This is a genomic window from Bradyrhizobium genomosp. III (assembly GCF_000261705.1).
Taxonomy (GTDB): Bacteria; Pseudomonadota; Alphaproteobacteria; order Rhizobiales; family Xanthobacteraceae; genus Bradyrhizobium; species Bradyrhizobium ottawaense.
The window spans coordinates 1-16,956 of record NZ_AJQF01000236.1; the positions used below are offsets into that span (position 1 = coordinate 1).

Annotated in this window: 17 protein-coding genes; 3 read left to right on the top strand and 14 right to left on the bottom strand. The window is 64.8% G+C overall.

Annotated elements, in window-relative coordinates; genetic code table 11:
- Positions 1–54 precede the first annotated feature (54 nt).
- Positions 55–510, bottom strand: a complete 456-nt coding sequence (locus IC66_RS0120680; RefSeq protein ID WP_038948845.1) for a cupin domain-containing protein — start codon at positions 508–510, stop codon at positions 55–57.
- A gap of 237 nt (positions 511–747) precedes the next feature.
- Here IC66_RS0120680 and IC66_RS0120685 point away from each other — a divergent pair, with 237 nt between their 5' ends.
- The gene (locus tag IC66_RS0120685; protein WP_038948847.1) at positions 748–1,302 is read left to right on the top strand and encodes a hypothetical protein; all 555 of its coding nucleotides are present in this window, start codon (positions 748–750) and stop codon (positions 1,300–1,302) included.
- A gap of 153 nt (positions 1,303–1,455) precedes the next feature.
- Here the strand turns inward: IC66_RS0120685 and IC66_RS0120690 are convergent, their stop codons facing one another.
- Positions 1,456–2,712 carry an aminopeptidase gene (locus tag IC66_RS0120690; RefSeq protein WP_028140680.1) on the bottom strand — a complete coding sequence of 419 codons (1,257 nt, stop codon included), beginning with the start codon at positions 2,710–2,712 and terminating at the stop codon, positions 1,456–1,458.
- A 113-nt stretch (positions 2,713–2,825) separates the two neighbouring features.
- A complete protein-coding gene (gene pcaB / locus IC66_RS0120695; RefSeq protein WP_038948848.1) occupies positions 2,826–4,187 on the bottom strand; it encodes a 3-carboxy-cis,cis-muconate cycloisomerase in 1,362 nt (453 codons plus the stop codon).
- Positions 4,188–4,624: 437 nt separating this feature from the next.
- Between pcaB and IC66_RS0120700 the strand changes: the two genes are divergently transcribed.
- Positions 4,625–6,196, top strand: a complete 1,572-nt coding sequence (locus IC66_RS0120700) for a winged helix-turn-helix domain-containing tetratricopeptide repeat protein (RefSeq protein WP_038948851.1) — start codon at positions 4,625–4,627, stop codon at positions 6,194–6,196.
- Positions 6,197–6,254: 58 nt separating this feature from the next.
- Here the strand turns inward: IC66_RS0120700 and IC66_RS0120705 are convergent, their stop codons facing one another.
- The 4 genes from IC66_RS0120705 to IC66_RS0120720 form a co-directional block, all read right to left on the bottom strand.
- On the bottom strand, positions 6,255–6,965 hold the full coding sequence (locus IC66_RS0120705) for a hypothetical protein (RefSeq protein ID WP_038948852.1): 711 nt from the start codon (positions 6,963–6,965) through the stop codon (positions 6,255–6,257).
- A gap of 86 nt (positions 6,966–7,051) precedes the next feature.
- Entirely contained in the window at positions 7,052–7,771 is a 720-nt protein-coding gene (locus IC66_RS0120710; protein WP_038948853.1) for a hypothetical protein, read from the bottom strand.
- Positions 7,772–7,903: 132 nt separating this feature from the next.
- Positions 7,904–8,152: a hypothetical protein gene (locus IC66_RS0120715; RefSeq protein WP_028140683.1), complete on the bottom strand. Its 249-nt coding sequence runs from the start codon at positions 8,150–8,152 to the stop codon at positions 7,904–7,906.
- Positions 8,153–8,291: 139 nt separating this feature from the next.
- The gene (locus tag IC66_RS0120720) at positions 8,292–9,257 is read right to left on the bottom strand and encodes an NAD(P)H-dependent flavin oxidoreductase (protein ID WP_038948855.1); all 966 of its coding nucleotides are present in this window, start codon (positions 9,255–9,257) and stop codon (positions 8,292–8,294) included.
- Positions 9,258–9,381: 124 nt separating this feature from the next.
- On the opposite strand from IC66_RS0120720, the gene IC66_RS0120725 reads away from it, so the two are divergent.
- Positions 9,382–10,944: an AMP-binding protein gene (locus IC66_RS0120725; protein ID WP_038948856.1), complete on the top strand. Its 1,563-nt coding sequence runs from the start codon at positions 9,382–9,384 to the stop codon at positions 10,942–10,944.
- Between the two features lie 341 nt (positions 10,945–11,285).
- On the opposite strand, the gene IC66_RS0120730 is transcribed toward IC66_RS0120725, so the two are convergent.
- The 7 genes from IC66_RS0120730 to IC66_RS0120760 all read right to left on the bottom strand — a co-directional run.
- On the bottom strand, positions 11,286–12,059 hold the full coding sequence (locus IC66_RS0120730) for a thioesterase family protein (RefSeq protein WP_038948857.1): 774 nt from the start codon (positions 12,057–12,059) through the stop codon (positions 11,286–11,288).
- Between the two features lie 145 nt (positions 12,060–12,204).
- Positions 12,205–13,173, bottom strand: a complete 969-nt coding sequence (locus IC66_RS0120735) for an NAD(P)H-dependent flavin oxidoreductase (protein ID WP_028140687.1) — start codon at positions 13,171–13,173, stop codon at positions 12,205–12,207.
- A 252-nt stretch (positions 13,174–13,425) separates the two neighbouring features.
- A complete protein-coding gene (locus IC66_RS0120740) occupies positions 13,426–14,826 on the bottom strand; it encodes an aspartate ammonia-lyase (protein ID WP_038948858.1) in 1,401 nt (466 codons plus the stop codon).
- Between the two features lie 30 nt (positions 14,827–14,856).
- A complete protein-coding gene (locus IC66_RS0120745) occupies positions 14,857–15,396 on the bottom strand; it encodes a hypothetical protein (protein ID WP_038948859.1) in 540 nt (179 codons plus the stop codon).
- A 147-nt stretch (positions 15,397–15,543) separates the two neighbouring features.
- Positions 15,544–16,146 (bottom strand): YqaA family protein, encoded by a 603-nt coding sequence (locus IC66_RS0120750; RefSeq protein ID WP_080670090.1) that lies wholly within the window; start codon positions 16,144–16,146, stop codon positions 15,544–15,546.
- Positions 16,147–16,191: 45 nt separating this feature from the next.
- Positions 16,192–16,596: a phosphoribosyl-ATP diphosphatase gene (gene hisE, locus IC66_RS0120755; protein WP_028140691.1), complete on the bottom strand. Its 405-nt coding sequence runs from the start codon at positions 16,594–16,596 to the stop codon at positions 16,192–16,194.
- 117 nt (positions 16,597–16,713) lie between these two features.
- A partial coding sequence (locus IC66_RS0120760) for a hypothetical protein (RefSeq protein WP_049806580.1) occupies positions 16,714–16,956 on the bottom strand: 243 nt, incomplete at its 5' end.

The window sequence follows — 16,956 nt, forward strand, 5'->3', positions numbered from 1 at the left end:
ATGATCCCGCCCCCTCTTCCGTCGTGGCCGCTGGGAAGCGTTCTTGAATTGAGATTAGCCGGCACCCATCAGGGAGGCCGGACGGCGCTCTCCGGTGGAGGCGAAGATCTTCTTCAGCTTGTTGACGACGCGGATCAGGAAGCCGATCATCACGGGATTGGTCTTGCGGCAGAAGGCGATCTTCTTGACGTGGCCTTCGACATGCCATTTGGCATGCGCGCCGTCGCGGAAGAAGATCACGTCGCCGGGGCCGTAGCGCTTGGGCGGCATGCCGTCGCTTTCGAGCACGATCGATCCTTCCATGATCATGACCGTCTCGTCGATATCGTAGTACCAGTTGAAGCGGCCTTCGGTGCACTGCCAGATGATGGTCGATGCGGTGCCGTCGGCACTGGTGGACAGGATGTGCGAGCGCGACACGGGATTGCCCTCGATGATCCAGGACGGCTCGATCGGCCGCAGCTCAAGCTCGACATTGCAACTACCGATTTCAATCAATGCGCGCGACATCTTCTTCCCCAGCGGGTATAATAAAATATTGCCGGATCTCGGCCCGGATTGCTTCGAAAGATGCCGGGAACGCTAGTCATCGGTTTTTAATTCTTTCTTACGCAGGCCCCGACAATCAGCCGGAAGTTGCAGGTGCGAAGCGGTTAACGCGGCGATTTCCCTGCAAATTCGAGCACATGAACCGATCTTTTCCGGGGTGCGACAAAGTGCGCGGAAGCATAAGATGGAGCCACGCCGATGCCCCTCACGCCCGAGGTTCTGACAGCCAATCGTGAGGCCGTCGCCTGGCTGGTCAGCCTCGATGTCTCCTTCGCGCCGGACGAGGAGCCCTGGTTCACCATCGACGGCATCGAAAACCCCCAGCAGATCGGCAGTGACGGCTCCGGGGGCGCCTTCGTGCTGCTGCCGCCGCAGAATGTGCTTTACGTCTCATCGGAGGGCCGAGCCGGGATTATCGCCGATACGTTCGAAGCGTTCGTCCAGCTCGTCGTCGCCCGTCCCTATTGGCTCGACATCCTCAAATTTTCCGGCGGCGGCGACCTCGCGGAGATGCGGCGTGCGGCGGAGGCGCTGGAGGCGACGCTCGACGACGAGGACGAGATCAACGAGGCTCGCGAGGAGATCCTCAAGAGCCTCGACCTGGACGACGCGGACGATCCCGTCGGCGCGCTCTACGAGGCGATCGCCGCTTCCGACGCCATCGTACGAGCCACCGACGGCAGCCCGTTCACGACATTGTTCAACCGCTTCAGCATCGACAACAATCCGATGCTGCGCAACGCGGCGGCGTGAGTTGAATTACGGAGCATGCTCGGCCTGCATGGTTCGAGACTCGCCGTAAACGGCGCTCCTCACCATGAGGGCCTAAGATGTCGCAACAGACCAAGACCTCATCCTGAGGAGCCCGCCAGCGGCGGGCGTCTCGAAGGATGGCCGCAAGACGCCCTACTTCGCCCACTCGCCCTTGCGGAATACCGGTACCTTGCTGCCATCGGGCAGGATGCCGTCGATATCAGTCTCGGCCGAGCCGATCATCCAGTCGATATGGATCAGGCTCTGGTTGCCGCCTTGCGCGGCGATCTGCTGCGGGGTGAGCTGCGCGCCGTTGATGAAGCACTTCGAATAGCACTGGCCGAGCGCGATGTGGGACGCTGCGTTCTCGTCGAACAGCGTGTTGTAGAACAACAGCCCGCTCTGCGAGATCGGCGAGGAATGCGGCACCAGCGCCACTTCGCCGAGGCGCCGGGCGCCCTCGTCGGTGTCGAGCACCTTGTTCAGCACCTCCGCGCCGCGCGAGGCCTTTGCATCGACGATCTTGCCGTCCTCGAAGCGCACCGCGATGTTGTCGATCAGCGTGCCCTGATAGGACAGCGGCTTCGAGCTCACGACATGGCCGTAGACGCGGCGGCAATGCGGCGTGGTGAAGACCTCTTCGGTCGGGATGTTGGCGTTGCAGCTGATGCCATTCTTGGAGAGCGAGGCGCCGCCCTCCCATTCGTGGCCATCGGCAAGGCCAATGGTGAGGTCGACCCCCGGTCCGTTGTACTGGAGCGCGCGGAAACGCTGGCCGTTGAGCCAGTTGGTACGCTCACGCAACACCGCATTGTGGCTCGCCCAATTGCCCATCGCGTCCTCGCGATCGACGCGGGACGCCGCGAAAATCGCATCCGCGAGCTTGCCGACCGCGACGTCCTCGGGATCATCAGGAAACACCTGCCTGGCCCAGGACAGGCTCGGATAGGCGATGATGTTCCAGTTGGTGTCGAAATTGACGATCTTTTCCAGCGCAGGCTGATAGGCCATCGAATTCGCCTTGCTGGCGCGCGCCACCTTGGAAGGATCCTCACCCGACAACAGCATCGGATTGTCGCCGACGATGGCGAGCCGCGCGGTGTTGTCGGAGAACGCCTTGGCCATGCCTTCGTAGAGCCAGCCGGCGGCACGATCGAAACTGCTGTCGTGGCCGTGGCGGTAGCGCGCCAGCGTCATCTCCTCGTCCGACAGGATCGGTGTCACGATGCCGGCGCCGGCCTTGTAGGCATGAACGGCGATCCGCCGCACCAGCGGCAGCGCGATCGCGGGCGCCGTCAGAAGCAGATCCTGTCCCGGCCGCAAGCCCAGGCCCACCTTCACCGCCACCTCGGCCAGCCGGTCGAGCTTCACGGGATCGATGGGAGTGGCGGAATTGCGGTGATCAGTCATGCGGGGCCCTCTGCCGAAAGTCTGTCGTTCAATCTAAGTCTAGCATCGCGGGACGCAAGTGCGCGAGCACATTGCGACATGGAGAAGATACGCAGTTTCACGCATTTTGGTTTTCAACGCGTTGCCGATTTCAGCACCCGGTCAACCATGGCGGGCGCGAGGCCGAGGTAATTTTTCGGTGAGGTGAGCGCCTCGATTGTGGCGCGATCGATGCGGCTCGATATCCGGGAGTCCACGGACAGCGCGTCGGCCAGGCTCATTCCCTTCTCGTTGGCCTGACGGCAGGCATCATAGACCACGTCATGGGCCTCCTGCCGGCCGAGTTGTGGCGCGAGCCCCATCATGACCGCCTCGGCCACGATCAGGCCGCGGCTGACCGCAAGATTGTCGTTCATCTTCGCCTCATCCACGATGAGGCCTGCGAGTGCGAACTTCGCCTGGTGCAGCGCGCCGGCAGTCAGCACGAAGCTCTCCGGAATCGCCATCCACTCGGCGTGCCAGGGGCCCGTGGCGCGTTCGAAATCCTGCACCATGGCGTCGAGCATCAGGCCGGCGTGCTGGCGCACCGCCTTGGACGCCGCCAGCATCAGCTCCGACGAGATCGGGTTGCGCTTCTGCGGCATGGTCGAGGAGGCGCCGCGTCCCTTCACGAAGGGCTCGTAGACTTCGGCGAACTCGGTCGAGGCCATGATCATGATGTCGAGTGCGATCTTGCCGAGCGAGCCGGTGACGAGCGCAAGGAAGTTCACGGCTTCTGCAAAGCCGTCGCGAGCGACGTGCCAGGTCGAGGCGGGAATGCCGAGCTTCAGCTCCGCGCAGAGCGCCTCCTGCACCTCAAAACCCTTGTCGCCGAGCGAGGCCAGCGTACCTGCGGCGCCGGCGAACTGGCCGACCAGCACGCGCGGCTTCAATTGCGTCAGCCGCTCGGCGTGGCGGTCGAACATGGCGAGCCAGATCGCGGTCTTGTAACCGAAGGTCACTGGCAGCGCCTGCTGGAGATGGGTACGGCCCGCCATCGGTGTGTCCCGGTAACGCTTCGAGAGGTCGGCGAGGATGCGGCGAAGTTCGGCGATGTCGTGCTCGACGATCTCGAACGCGGCGCGCAGTTGCAACACCACGGCGGAGTCCATGATGTCCTGCGTGGTCGCGCCCCAATGCACGTAGCGGCCGGCCTCGCCGCACTGCTTCACCATCTGATGCACCAGAGGGAGGATCGGATAGCCGACGATGTCGGTCTGCTGCCTGAGCAGATCGAAGTCGAGCGCGGCGACGTCGGTCCGCGCCGCGATCTGATCGGCGGCCTGCTGCGGGATCACGCCACACTTCGCCTCAGCCTTCGCCAGCGCCACCTCGACCTCGGCATAGCGTGCCACCAGCGCGACGTCGGAGAACACCTCCCGCATCTCGGGCGTACCGAAGGCGTCGCGGAAAAGCATGGAATCGAGCACGGTGGTGGAGGCAGGAAAAGCAGGCATCGGCGATTCTTCGTGGTTGGTGGTTGTGTGGGCGACAGCTTACGCAGGGCACGCGGTCCGGCAAAGGACATTCGCGGCTCGTCGCACATTCGTCCCGCACGACGACATACGACGCACATCGCACGATCGCCCGTCGTCCCGAGGTGCCGGAGCGAGAAGGATGGACGGCCCGGCTGCATCGTGGCCGTCCATCCTTCGAAGCTCCCCACGCGGCGCCTTGCGCCGCGCGGCTCGCCCCTCAGGATGACGGGTCGATTTCGGACGGAACATCCGGTCAACAGGTCGCCCACACAGCGTCTACCCCAATCGCACGGCATGGCTGCCATCACGCGATCGCGATGAACCAAGCGGCCCCTTCGGCAGACTCACAGTTTTCGACCCAAATTTCATTTTGTTTTTTTGCTAGCCCCAATTCGTAATGAGGCCTGAGTTTCGACGTGCAGTTTCTGTTCCGGGATCACCTTCTCGATACCGACCGGCGCGAGCTGAGCCGCGAGCAGGTTCCCGTTGCCGTAGAGCCGCAGGTTTTCGATCTCGTCGTCCACCTGATGCAGAACCGCGATCGGGTGGTCAGCAAGGACGAGCTGATCGACAAGATCTGGCACGGGCGAAGCGTCTCCGAATCCACCTTGACCAGCCGGATCAACGCGGCGCGCAAGGCCGTCGGCGACAGTGGCGCGAGCCAGGCGCTGATCCGCACCATCGCCCGCAAGGGCTTTCGCTTCGTCGGCCATGTCGAGGCCAAAGGTAGCACGATGGGTGGCGCAATCGCGCCGGAGCCCGGCTACGCCGCGCGGGTGCAGCGCGCCGCACTCACGCTTCCCGAGCGGCCGGCGATCGCCGTGCTGCCCTTCACCAATATGAGCGGCGCGGCCGAGCAGGATTATTTCTCCGACGGCATCAGCGAGGACATCATCACCGCGCTGTCGAAGCTGCGCTGGTTCTTCGTCATCGCGCGCAACTCCTCCTTCGTCTACAAGGGCCGCGCCGTGCACATCCGCGAGGTCGCGCAGGAGCTCGGGGTTCGCTACGTGGTCGAAGGCAGCGTGCGGCGGAGCGGCGAGCGCCTGCGCATCTCAGCCCAGCTCAACGACGTCTCGACCGGCAGTCATCTCTGGGCCGAGCGCTACGACCGCGAGCTCGCCGACATCTTCGCCGTGCAGGACGAGATCACCGAGGCGATCGTCGCCGCAATCGAGCCGCAGCTCTACGCTGCCGAAAGTTTTCGCGCCCAGCAGAAGCCGCCGGGCAGCCTGGATGCCTGGGACCTCGTGATGCGCGCGCTGTCGCATCACTGGCGCAGCACGCGCGAGGACAATGCCGCCGCGCAAGGGCTGCTCGAAAAGGCCGTCGCAATCGATCCCGCCTATGGCAAGGCGCTGGGACTGCTCGCGACCAGCCATATCTTCGGCGCGCATATGGGCTGGGCCGACATGGCCGCGACAGTGCCGATCGCAGAACGCGCGGCGCTCGCGGCGGTGGAGGCCGATCGCGAGGATGCCTGGGCCCATCATGGCCTTGCCTACACCTATCTGTTCCGCCGCCGCTTCGACGACGCGCTGGCGGAGTTCGAACTGGCGCTGACGCTCAACCCGAACTTCGCGATGGCGCACGCCTTTTACGGCGTGACGCTGTGCTACGCCGGACGATGGCAGGACGGCGATGCCGCCGCACGTCGCGCGCTGCGACTGAGCCCGCGCGATCCGCTCGCGGCGGTCTATTGCGGGGTTGCGGCCTATGCCAGGTTCGTCGGCCGTGACTATGACGGAGCCGTGCAGATGGCGCGGGAATCGATGCGGCAGCGCGGCGATTTCGTCGGCGCGCACCGCGTGCTGACGGCCGCCGCCGGGATGTCAGGAGATCCGGCGCTGGCAGCGTCCGCCCTGGAAGGCCTGCGCCGCGCCCAGCCCGAAGTCTCGCTCGCCTGGATCACGCGCGAGCTACCGATGCTGCGGGACGAGGACCGTGCGCACTATCTGGAAGGATTGCGGCGCGCGGGAATGAAGTGACCGCGTCGCGCCTTCTCCCATCGCAGCCACGATCGCGAGCTAATTTATAATTTAGGCGCTAGTCGTCGTCCGGCCCGAACAGCCTGATCTGCGGGAAGCCGCCGCGCGGCCGACTGGCGTAGTCACGCACATCGGAATCTTCGCGGATGTTGCGCGCGACGTCGTCCCAATCGGTGCGGTCGCGCAAGCCGCGCTGCTCGCGGGAATCGTAGTGGCGGCGCTCGGCCCAGCGCTCGCGGCGTTCCATCCGGCGCCGCTCGGACGCAGCGCGCTTCGCATCGGTGTCCCTCGCCTTGGCATAGGCGTTCTCGGGTGAAGAGGCCGGCTCGGTCGAGGCCTGCTGCTCAGCTGGCTTTGCGGCTTGCGGAGGCGATGCGATTGCTGGCTTCGACTGTTCCTTGGACTGTTCCCTGGGTGGCTCGACCGCGGCCGCTGGCGAAGGCGGCGGCGCCGGCGGTCCGGCATTCGCCTGAGTGGTCTGCGTGTCGGGCTTTACAGCTTCCGGCTTCGCTTCGGCTTGCGCCGGCGCGGCAATCATTGCGCCGAAGGCTTGCGAGCCGGTGAGATAATTGACGCGTTCCGACGGCGCGCTCGTCTGTGCCGGCGCGCCCGCGGACTCCGCGCGCTGCGCCATCTTGCTGGTGTCCGGGCCCTGTTTGGACGCGACCGGGTTCATGATGTTGCCGGCAACGATGCCGCCGCCAAGACCGATGGCAATGGCCGCGATAATAGTTCCGGCACCGACGAAATAGGCTGTCGAGGCGCGCATTGATCCACTCCCTCTTTGGGCGAGCAACGCACGTTGATTGCCAGATGTTCCTGATGCAGGAGCGGTTCCCGGAGGAAACCCGCGTGTCAGATCTGCTGCGCGACTTTCTCAAGCCCGATGAGGCGGGCGAGCTTGCGAACTTCTTCCTTCTGATCGTCACGCAGTTGGAACAGCAGCGGCATGGCGGCCGACTTCAATTGCTGGACCTCGTCGCAATTCGGATCGATCTGCGCGTTCGGTGGCGCGTTCGGATTGGAGAGTTTGTTGGCCGAGATCTTGCGGACGACGTTGCGCAGCGCGGTCTCGACCGAAGGCCAGTAATATTCCTGCGACGAAGACAGCTTCAGCCGATCCCGGATGCCAGAGATCTGTGCGTCGGATAGCAGGGTATAGTGTTTCTGCGGCTGCGGCTTGGCGACAACCTTCGGCTTGGCCGGAACTTCGACGGCGGGAACTTCAGCCGCGGCGGGCGCTTCGGATGCATTCAACGACGCCTTGGGCATCGGGAAATCGGATGGCGTGGCGGCGGCAAAGGCCTGGCGCAGCGGCTCGGCCAGCACGGGCGCCCGCGAAAGCCTGTCGGCCGGCACCTGGACCGGCTCGATCGCGGCCGAAGCCAGGGCCAGGGTCGGAACCAGACGGTCGGCCTTGGCGGCGCGGTTGGTGGCGAGCGGCTTGGCTGGAGGCGTCTGCGCGATCATCTCTTCGCTGGCGCTGGGCACGCTGTCCCGGCCAAGAATGGCGGTGGTGGCGGCACCCAGGACGAGGAAACAGGTCAGCACAACGATGGTGATGGCTTTGGACAAACGTCTCTCCGCGCCCAACTTCAAGTCCACGTGATCACTGCCCGACAACTGGGCGATAATTAAGGCTTAACCGTGCCATCGCGGCGGCAATCGCGCGGACTGCGGCGACATCGCCCGGAAAACTCAAGGAAATCAGGCAGCTGCCGAAAGGTCGTAGGCGTCCTGGATGTCGGCGACGATCTCCGAGGCCTCCCACACCGCGCGCGGCTCGACCGATTGCAGCGTCACCGTCCAGTTGCCGCCCCGGCGGGTGCGGGGGACGCTGACGATGTCGAACCGGACGTTGCGGCACAGCGGGTGGCGCGCCAGCGCATGAGCGACGCGGACGCGGATTTCGTCCAGCGAAGCCGCTGTCTTGCTGTTGAGAAAATCGAAGTCCATCGCCTGTCCCTCTCGGCCCTGATTGGCGGGCCGTGAGGGGGATTCTTGGCCGGCGTTGGTTAATCTGCCGTTAAATAAGGGGAGCAGCCCGGGATTAACCGTGATCCACACCGTCGTGGCCCGGCTCGACGGGCTGCGCCTACGGCCCGCCCGCCGCACGATATTCGGCGAGCGTCCGCGCAACCAGCTCGTCAACCGCCGGCACGTCCGTCACCCCCGAGGTTGAGTGCCCGCCGCTCCAGATGTCGCGCCAGCGCTTTGGCCGGCTCTCGCGCGCGGCAACGTCGATATCCTCAGCGATATCGATCGCGCCGCGTGCCGGGAGATCGTCGGGATCGAGGCCGGCGGCCACGATCGACGGCCTCAGCATGCTGGTCTGCAACCCCGTGAACGCAGTGGTGAGCAGAATGTCGTCGGCGCAGCTCTCGACCAGCATGCGCTTGTAGCGTTCGTCCGCCATGCTCTCGCGCGTCGCGATGAACTTCGTGCCCATATAGGCGAGATCGCAGCCGAGCACTTCGGCCGCATGCAGCGCTTGGCCGTCGCTGATGCCGCCGGCGAGCACGATGATGCCATCGTAGAATGCGCGCACCGCGCGGACGAAGGCGAACGGATTGAGCCAGCCGGTCTGCCCGCCCGCGCCCGCCGTGAGCAGCACGAGCCCATCGGCACCTGCTTCCGCCGCCCGTTCGGCGTGGCGGATCGAGGCGACGTCCGCCAGCACCAGCACGCCGGCGTCATGCAGCGGCTTCAGCACAGGCGCGGGCGAGCCGACCGAGGTGATGACGATCTCCGGCTTGTGCCGCAGCAGCACGGCGAGATCCTGCGCGAGCCGCGCATTGGAGCGATGCACGATCAGGTTCGGGCAGAGCGGCGCAGCCTTGCGGCCGGATTGGTCTTCGTGCCGGCGCAGGCGCGTCGCGATCGCGGTGAGCCATTCATCGAGCTGCTCCGTGCTGCGGCAATTGGCGGTGGGGAAGCTGCCGATCACCCCATTGCGGCAGGCCGCGACCATGAGCTCGACGCCCGACACCAGGAACATCGGCGCTGCGATCAGCGGCAGAGCGAGACGATCGCCGAAGCGTTGCAGTCGATCTGATGGCACGCAAATCTCCTCGTCACGCTTGCCTCCCAGTGCGGGCTTTGTCGTTTCCTCCCGCAGTCTCTGTGCTAGCGTCATCAGCAACATTGGCACGCCAGAAGCCGGTGACAAAGCAACGAGGAAACATATGTCCGATCCGCTCCACGCATCGTCCCCGACTTGTGCGCAGACGCTACGGGCGTTGTCGCGCTATCCCGGCCGCACCGCGTTCGCCTGGCCCGAGGGATCGCTGAGCTATCAGGGCACTCTCGACCTGATCGGACGCATCCAGGGCGTGTTCATGCGGCTTGGCCTGCAGGCGGGCGCGCGCGTCGCCTTCCTCACCGCGAACCGCGCCGACAGCTGGTGCGCCGGCGTCGCCGCGCAATTGTCGCGGCTCTGCATCACCTGGCTGCATCCGCTGGGATCGCTGGAGGACCAGCTGTTCCAACTCGAGGATTCCGAGGCCGTGATGCTGGTGGTCGACGCGGCCGCCTTCCGCGACCGCGGCGGCGAGCTCTCCGCGAGGGCAACCCGGCTGAAGGCGGTCTTCACCACGGGGCCGGCCGGTTACGGTGTCGATCTGCTGGCGGCGATCGAGAGCGCGGGACACGCCAGCGCGCGGTGCCTCGCCGGTCTCGACGATCTCTCGACGCTGAACTACACCGGCGGCACCACCGGCAAATCCAAGGGCGCGCTGCGCTATCACCGCGAGAACGCCGGAGCCGCCGCTGCGATCCTCGCCGATTTCGAGATCCCCGACGCCGCCCGCTACCTCACGGTCGCCCCGATCAGCCATGTCGCGGGCACGAAAGTGCTGCCGACCTTGATGCGCGGCGGCACCGTGCACATGCTGAAGGGATTCGATCCAGAGGCCGTGCTGACCACGATCGCGCGCGAGCGCATCAACTTCACGCTGTTCGTGCCGACCATGATCTACGTGCTGCTCGATCATCCCTCGCTTGATAAGACTGACCTGTCCTCGCTCGAGCTGGTGCTCTACGGGGCGTCAGCGATGTCGCCGAGCCGGCTGGTCGAGGGCATCGAGCGGATCGGGCCGGTGTTCTCGCAGCTCTATGGCCAGACCGAATGCTACCCGGTCTCGGTGCTGCGCAAAGCCGACCACGATCTTAAGGCACCCGAGCTGTTCCTGTCCTGCGGCTTCCCGATCGCAGCCTGCGAGGTCAAGATCCTCGACGACAACGACCAGGAGGTGAAGACGGGCGAGGCCGGCGAGATCTGCGTGCGCGCCCCGCACGTGATGGCGGAATACTGGAAGCGGCCCGACATCACCGCCGAGACGCTGAAGAACGGCTGGGGCCACACCGGCGACATCGCGCGCAAGGACGAGCGCGGCTACATGTTCATCCTCGACCGCAAGAAGGACATGATCGTCTCCGGGGGCTTCAACATCTTTCCGCGCGAGGTCGAGGACGTGCTGTCGCAGCACGCCGATGTCGCCATGGTCGCGGTCGTCGGCATTCCCGACGAGAAATGGGGCGAGGCCGTCACCGCCATCGTCGTGCCGCGCGAGGGCGCAAGGCCTGATCCGGACGAGCTGATCAACCTCGTGAAGGCGCGAAAAGGCTCGGCGCATGCGCCCAAGCAGATCCAGTTCGTGAAGCAGCTGCCGATGACCGGTGTCGGCAAGGTCGACAAGAAGGTATTGCGTGCGGGGTTCTGGAGCGGGCGGGACCGGATGGTGGGGTAAAACCCCGGGATTTTACGGTATGATTGTGGCCCCGGCACCACAACGAGCAGCGGAGTTTGCGCCGGCGATGGCCGCCCGATTGCAGGCGAATCGGGGAATCACCTAGACCGCTGACGGGGCTGGGAAGCGGAGTAAGCAATGAGAGTCGCTTCCCTGGAAAGTGCAGTCGCCGCGGTCACCTTGATCACGGCTATCGTCGTGGTGCTGTGGGAGATCAAGATCTTCTACGGAATGTGAACTGGCAGGATGCCTCGTCGCACACGACCAAGCATCCCTTCCGCGGCGGCGGAAGCCTGCCGTTCAATCGGCTCACAGAGCGACAGCGGCAAGGGCCGTCACGCTCACCGCTTCTCGATCACCAGGCTCTGCACCGCGCGGCCGAAATAGCCTTGCCGGTCCGCCAGCCGCGACATTGCGAGCCCGGCGCCGTCGGGTCCGATCCAGGAGTCGCCGTCGAGCAGGATCCAATCGCCAATGGGCTGGCGCGAAAAATTCACGGTGAGGTCGGCGTTGATGTAGGTCCAGGCGCGAAAATCGAGCGTCGAGGCGGTGCCGTTGGAAAAATCGGCGGCGACCACGGCGCGCATGGCCTGCGAGATCGCTTCGCCCTCGATGAGCGGATGATCGACGCGAAACCAGATCGCGCCGGCGCCGGCCTGGCCGAAGCGGCCACGCGCGGCGCGCATCGAGACCGAACGCACGAACGGGCTGGTGGCGGCGTGACCGTCCTCGACCAGCGAGTCCTCCGGCATGGGCAGCGTCACCGGCAGCGCCTTGACGTCGGCGGGCAACGACAGCGCCTGGCGCCTGATCTTGAGCACGGTGGCGCCGACGACCTGCAAACCGTCGGCGAGCAGCTTGATTTCGCAGAGCTGGATCTTGCGGCCCTCACGCAAGACGTCAGTCACGATCGTCAGCGGCGCGACCGGAACGGGCCGCATCAGATCGATGGTGACGCGCGCGATATCCATCGGAGCAGGCGTCGGAATGCGTTCGGCCGCCCATGTCACCAGCGAGGCCGGCGCCGAGCCGTGCTGCATGCGCCGATCCCAGGGACCGGCGGCATCCGGACTGGTGACGACGCTGTCGCCGTCGACACGGTAGATGGGGGGCATGTTTTAATCAGTCTTGGTTGACGTTCCCCGGACGCTGCGCAGCGTGTAGCGATGAGCTGCTGATCCGGGGTCCGTGCCTTGCGGCGATGGGTCCCGGCTCTGCGGAGCAATGCTACGCACTGCACCGCGTCCGGGACACGAGAAACTACAACGGCGGATCGATCGCCTCGTCGTATTCCTTCTTGAAGCGCGCGATCAACTCGGCGGCAGGCATAACCTTCTCTACGCTGCCGATGCCCTGGCCCGAGCCCCAGATTTCCTTCCAGGCCTTCGGCTTGGCGCGCTCGCCGGAAGCGTCGGTGCCGAAATTCATCTTGGAGGGATCGGAGGTCGGCAGGTTTTCCGGATCCATGCCGGCGGCAAGGATCGAGGGCTTCAGATAGTTGCCGTGCACGCCGGTGAAGAGGTTGGAATAGACGATGTCGTCGGCGGTCGAGCCCGCGATCATCTCCTTGTACTTCTCCACCGCATTGGCTTCCTTGGTCGCGATGAAGGCCGAGCCGATATAGGCGAAGTCGGCCCCTAAGATGCGTGCGGCGCGGATCGCCTTGCCGTTGCCGATCGCACCCGACAGCGCGATCGGGCCGTCGAACCATTTTCGCGTCTCGGCGACGAAGGCCAGCGGCGAAATGGTGCCGGCATGGCCGCCGGCACCGGCCGCGACCAGGATCAGGCCATCGGCGCCCTTCTCGATCGCCTTGTGGGCGAATTTCTGGTTGATCACGTCGTGGAAGACGATGCCGCCCCAGCTGTGCACGGCCTGGTTCAGCTCCTCGCGTGCGCCGAGCGAGGAGATGATCATCGGCACCTTGTACTTGGCGCAGAGCTGCATGTCGTGGTCGAGACGGTTGTTCGACTTGTGCACGATCTGGTTGACCGCGAACGGCGCCGAGGGCTTGTCGGGATGCGCGCGGTCATAGGCCGCGAGCTCCTCGGTGATGCGCGCCAGCCATTCGTCGAGCAGCTCCGGCGGCCGCGCGTTCAGTGACGGAAACGAGCCGACCACACCTGCCTTGCACTGCGCGATCACGAGATCGGGCACCGAGATGATGAAGAGCGGCGAGCCGATCACGGGGATCGACAGGCGTCCTTTGAACAAGGCAGGCATGGACATTGCAGGACGATCCTCTGTTGGCAGGTCAATGGAAGGTTGACCGCCATACCAACAAGGCAATCTTTCCACTGTCAAGTATTGCGTTTTGGCGCCGTAGGCGGCACCCCGCGACACTATTCCAAGATGCGGAATTCTTTCCTCGTCATTCCAGGGCGACGCGTCAGCGTCGAACCCGGAATTCATCGGGCATCAATGCGCGTAGCGAGATGGTTCGGGCTCGCGCTACGCGCGCCACGGAATGACAGTGACCGCCTACCCCAGCAGATCCGGATTGATCAGCCGCTCGAACGAGAACATCTCGTCCCACTTCTCTTGCGTCAGCAGCTTGCGTTCGGCCACCACGATCTGGTGCAGCGACTTGCCGCTCTTGTAGCCCTCGCGCGCGATCTCGGCGCATTGCTTGTAGCCGAGCAGCGGCTTCAGCACGGTGACGATGCCGAGCGAGTTGAGCACCATGTTGCGGGTGTGCTCCTCGTTGGCAGTGATGCCGACGACGCAATTCTCGCGCAGGCTGTTGACCGCGCGCTCCATGGTGCGGATCGAGAAGAACAGCGCGAACGAGATCACCGGCTCCATCACGTTGAGCTGGAGCTGGCCGGCGCTGGCGGCCAGCGTCACCGTGGTGTCGAGGCCGATGACGAGGAAGCTGGTCTGGTTGACGACCTCGGGGATCACGGGATTGACCTTGCCCGGCATGATCGAGGAGCCCGGCTGCAGCTGCGGCAGGTTGATCTCGTTGAAGCCGGCACGCGGGCCGGAGGCGAGCAGACGGATGTCGTTGCAGATCTTGGTCAGCTTGCTCGCGGTGCGCTTCAACACGCCCGAGAGCTGCACATAGGCGCCGGTGTCGGAGGTCGCCTCGACGAGGTCGCCGGCGAGAATGAAGTCGACGCCGGTCAGCGCGCTGAGGTGCCGGACCGCGAGCTTGGGATAGCCGACCGCAGCCGTGACGGAGGTTCCGATCGCGGTGGCGCCGAGATTGATCTCGCGCAGCAGCGCACGCGCTTCCGAGATGCGGTCGACCTCCTCGCCGATCGTGGTGCCCCAGCCCCGGAATTCGGCCCCGAGCGACATCGGCACGGCATCCTGCAGATGCGTGCGGCCCATCTTCAGGACACGATCGAACTCGCGACCCTTGGCGAAGAACGCTTCCTGGAGCTGACGCAGCGCGGTCATGTAGCTCTCGAGCCGCAGGATCAGCGCGAGGCGAAAGGCGGTCGGATAGGTGTCGTTGGTCGACTGGCCGTAATTGACGTGATCGTTGGGGCTGACGTGCTGATAGTCGCCCTTGCCGAAGCCGAGCGATTCCAGCGCGAGGTTCGCGATCACCTCGTTGGCGTTCATGTTGGTGGAGGTGCCGGCGCCGCCCTGGATGAAGTCGGTGACGAACTGGTCCATCATGTCGCCGGCGATCACGCGGTCGCAGCCGAGGATGATCGCGTCCGCGACCTTGGCCTCGATCGCGCCGAGATCCCGATTGGCCATGGCGGCGGCCTTCTTGACGTAACCGAGCGCCTTCACGAAGTAAGGCTCCTGGTTCATCGGAATGCCGGTGATGTGGAAGTTCTCCTTACCCCGGATGGTCTGGACGCCGTAATAGATGTCGTCGGCGATCTCACGCTGTCCGAGGAAGTCCTGCTCCGTACGGCTCATGGGCGCTCCTTGTTGCTCGCGCGACGTCCTCTAGTTCTGGCACAGCGCGCTGGTCACGAAAGTGTCGGTGCGGCAGTCGTCCGGCTTGCGAGCCCTGCCGGGAATCAGGACCTTGGCCGAGCATTTTTCCGCGGAGTCGGCATTCAGGCTCTTGCCGTCCTTGTAACCCTTGCTCTGGCAGAGCTGGTCGGCAGCCTGCTTGCAATCGGGCGCGCCGTTGGACGAGGCCGGACAGGCCACCCGGCCCGACACCATGGTCGAAGGCTTCGCCAGCCGCGACAGATCGTTCATGGTCTCGCTCGGGCTTTTGATGGGCGGCAGGATCGAGGGCAGCTTGTCGAACAGCTTGCCCATTTCATTGATCAGCCCGGGATTTTCCGCTGCCGCCGGCGGCGCCGATGGAGCGGGCGTGGACGGCTGAGGCGCGGCCTGCGGCCCCTGCTCCTGCAAGCCAAGCACCGGCGGAGCGGATTGCGGCCATCCGGTCCCGGCGGCACCGAGCAGGACCAGCAGCACTGCTGATATCAGCGTCCCGAGCCGCAAGGCCGGATTGCCGGATCGAACCATCATGACGGCAACCGTAGCCGAACCCGGCCCGGCGGCAAAGCGCGGGTTACCAAGTGAGCATGATCTCCGCGCAAACGCGTTCCGCGTTTGTCGCGAGGGAAAACCGCTTCACACCTTGCGCTGACGCGGCCCTTCGGGTCCGGACATGCTCTAGATCAACTTGATCGCCACCACGAAGCCGAGCACCAGCACGGCAGCACCGACCGCCACCACGAGACCGAGATGCTTCTCGATCTGGACCCGGATCCAATCGCCATAGCGGTTGAGCAGGATGGCGACGATGAAGAAGCGTCCGCCGCGCGCGACGATCGAGCAGATGGTGAACAACAGAATGTTGTAGCCGGCAAAGCCCGAGGTGATGGTGACGAGCTTGTAGGGGATCGGCGTCAAACCCTTGAGCAGGATGATCACCGCGCCCCACTCCGCATAGGAGGCACGGAAGGCGTCGACCTTGTCGCCGAGGCCGTAGACCTGGATCAGCCAATGACCGACCGAGTCGAACAGCAGCGCGCCGATGGCGTAGCCCAGGATGCCGCCGAGCACCGAGGTGATGGTGCAGACGGCCGCGTAGAGCCAGGCGCGCTGCGGGCGCGCCAGCGACATCGGAATCAGCATCACATCCGGCGGCACCGGAAAGAAGGAGCTTTCGGCGAAAGACACCGCTCCCATGATCCAGAGCGCGTAGGGCTTGTGAGCGGCGTCGATGCACCAGTCGTAGATACGTTTCAGCATGGCGCCGCGATGAAGCACCATGGGACGGATTTGTCCATGCCGAGATTGAGGCGAATTATGACGTTTCTAGTGGCGCTTGCGCGCGGCACGCCCCTCGAGCGCGACAATTGGCCGCCTGGCAGCCACGCGCGGTGACGCGACCTTGGGCAGCTTCATCGACGATTTCGGCAGCTTCTCGGCAATGCCGAGCATGTCTTCCCGCCGCGTCATCTCGCGCCAGACGTCCTCGGGGCGCACGCCCGCAGAGGCCCAGAGCACGGTGAGATTGTACAGGAGATCGGCGCTTTCCCGGATCACGGCGTCGGTATCGCCATTGACGGCATCGATCACGACCTCGATGGCCTCTTCGGCGAGCTTCTTTGCCATTTTCGAGGGCCCGCGCTGAAACAGCCGGGCCGTACGCGATGTTGCCGGATCAAGATCCCTGGCCGCGAGCACAGCCAGATATAGCCGCTCAAGCGAATCACTCATGGTACTCAAAACTACTCTAAACAAATGGCGAGCGTGTTAACGCGCGGCAATAAAAGCAGAAAACAGGCCGGCGCGGCAAGCGCGACGGCCTGTCATGGTCAACTCCAGCTGCCAGAGCTAGTAGCAGTTCTGGTAGTAACCTTGGCCGCAGAACTCGGACGGAGCGGTGCCGCCGTAGCGCTGATATTGGAAGTTCGGGCCTGGACCATAATAGGGCCCGTAGGAAGGGCCGCTGTAATAGGCGGGACCGCCGTAATAGCCATAGCCCGGACCGTAGTCATAGGCATAGGAGTCACGGGTCGCGGCGATGGCAAGACCGGTGCCGATGGCCGCGAAAGCCGCAGCTGCGGCCGCGCCGCC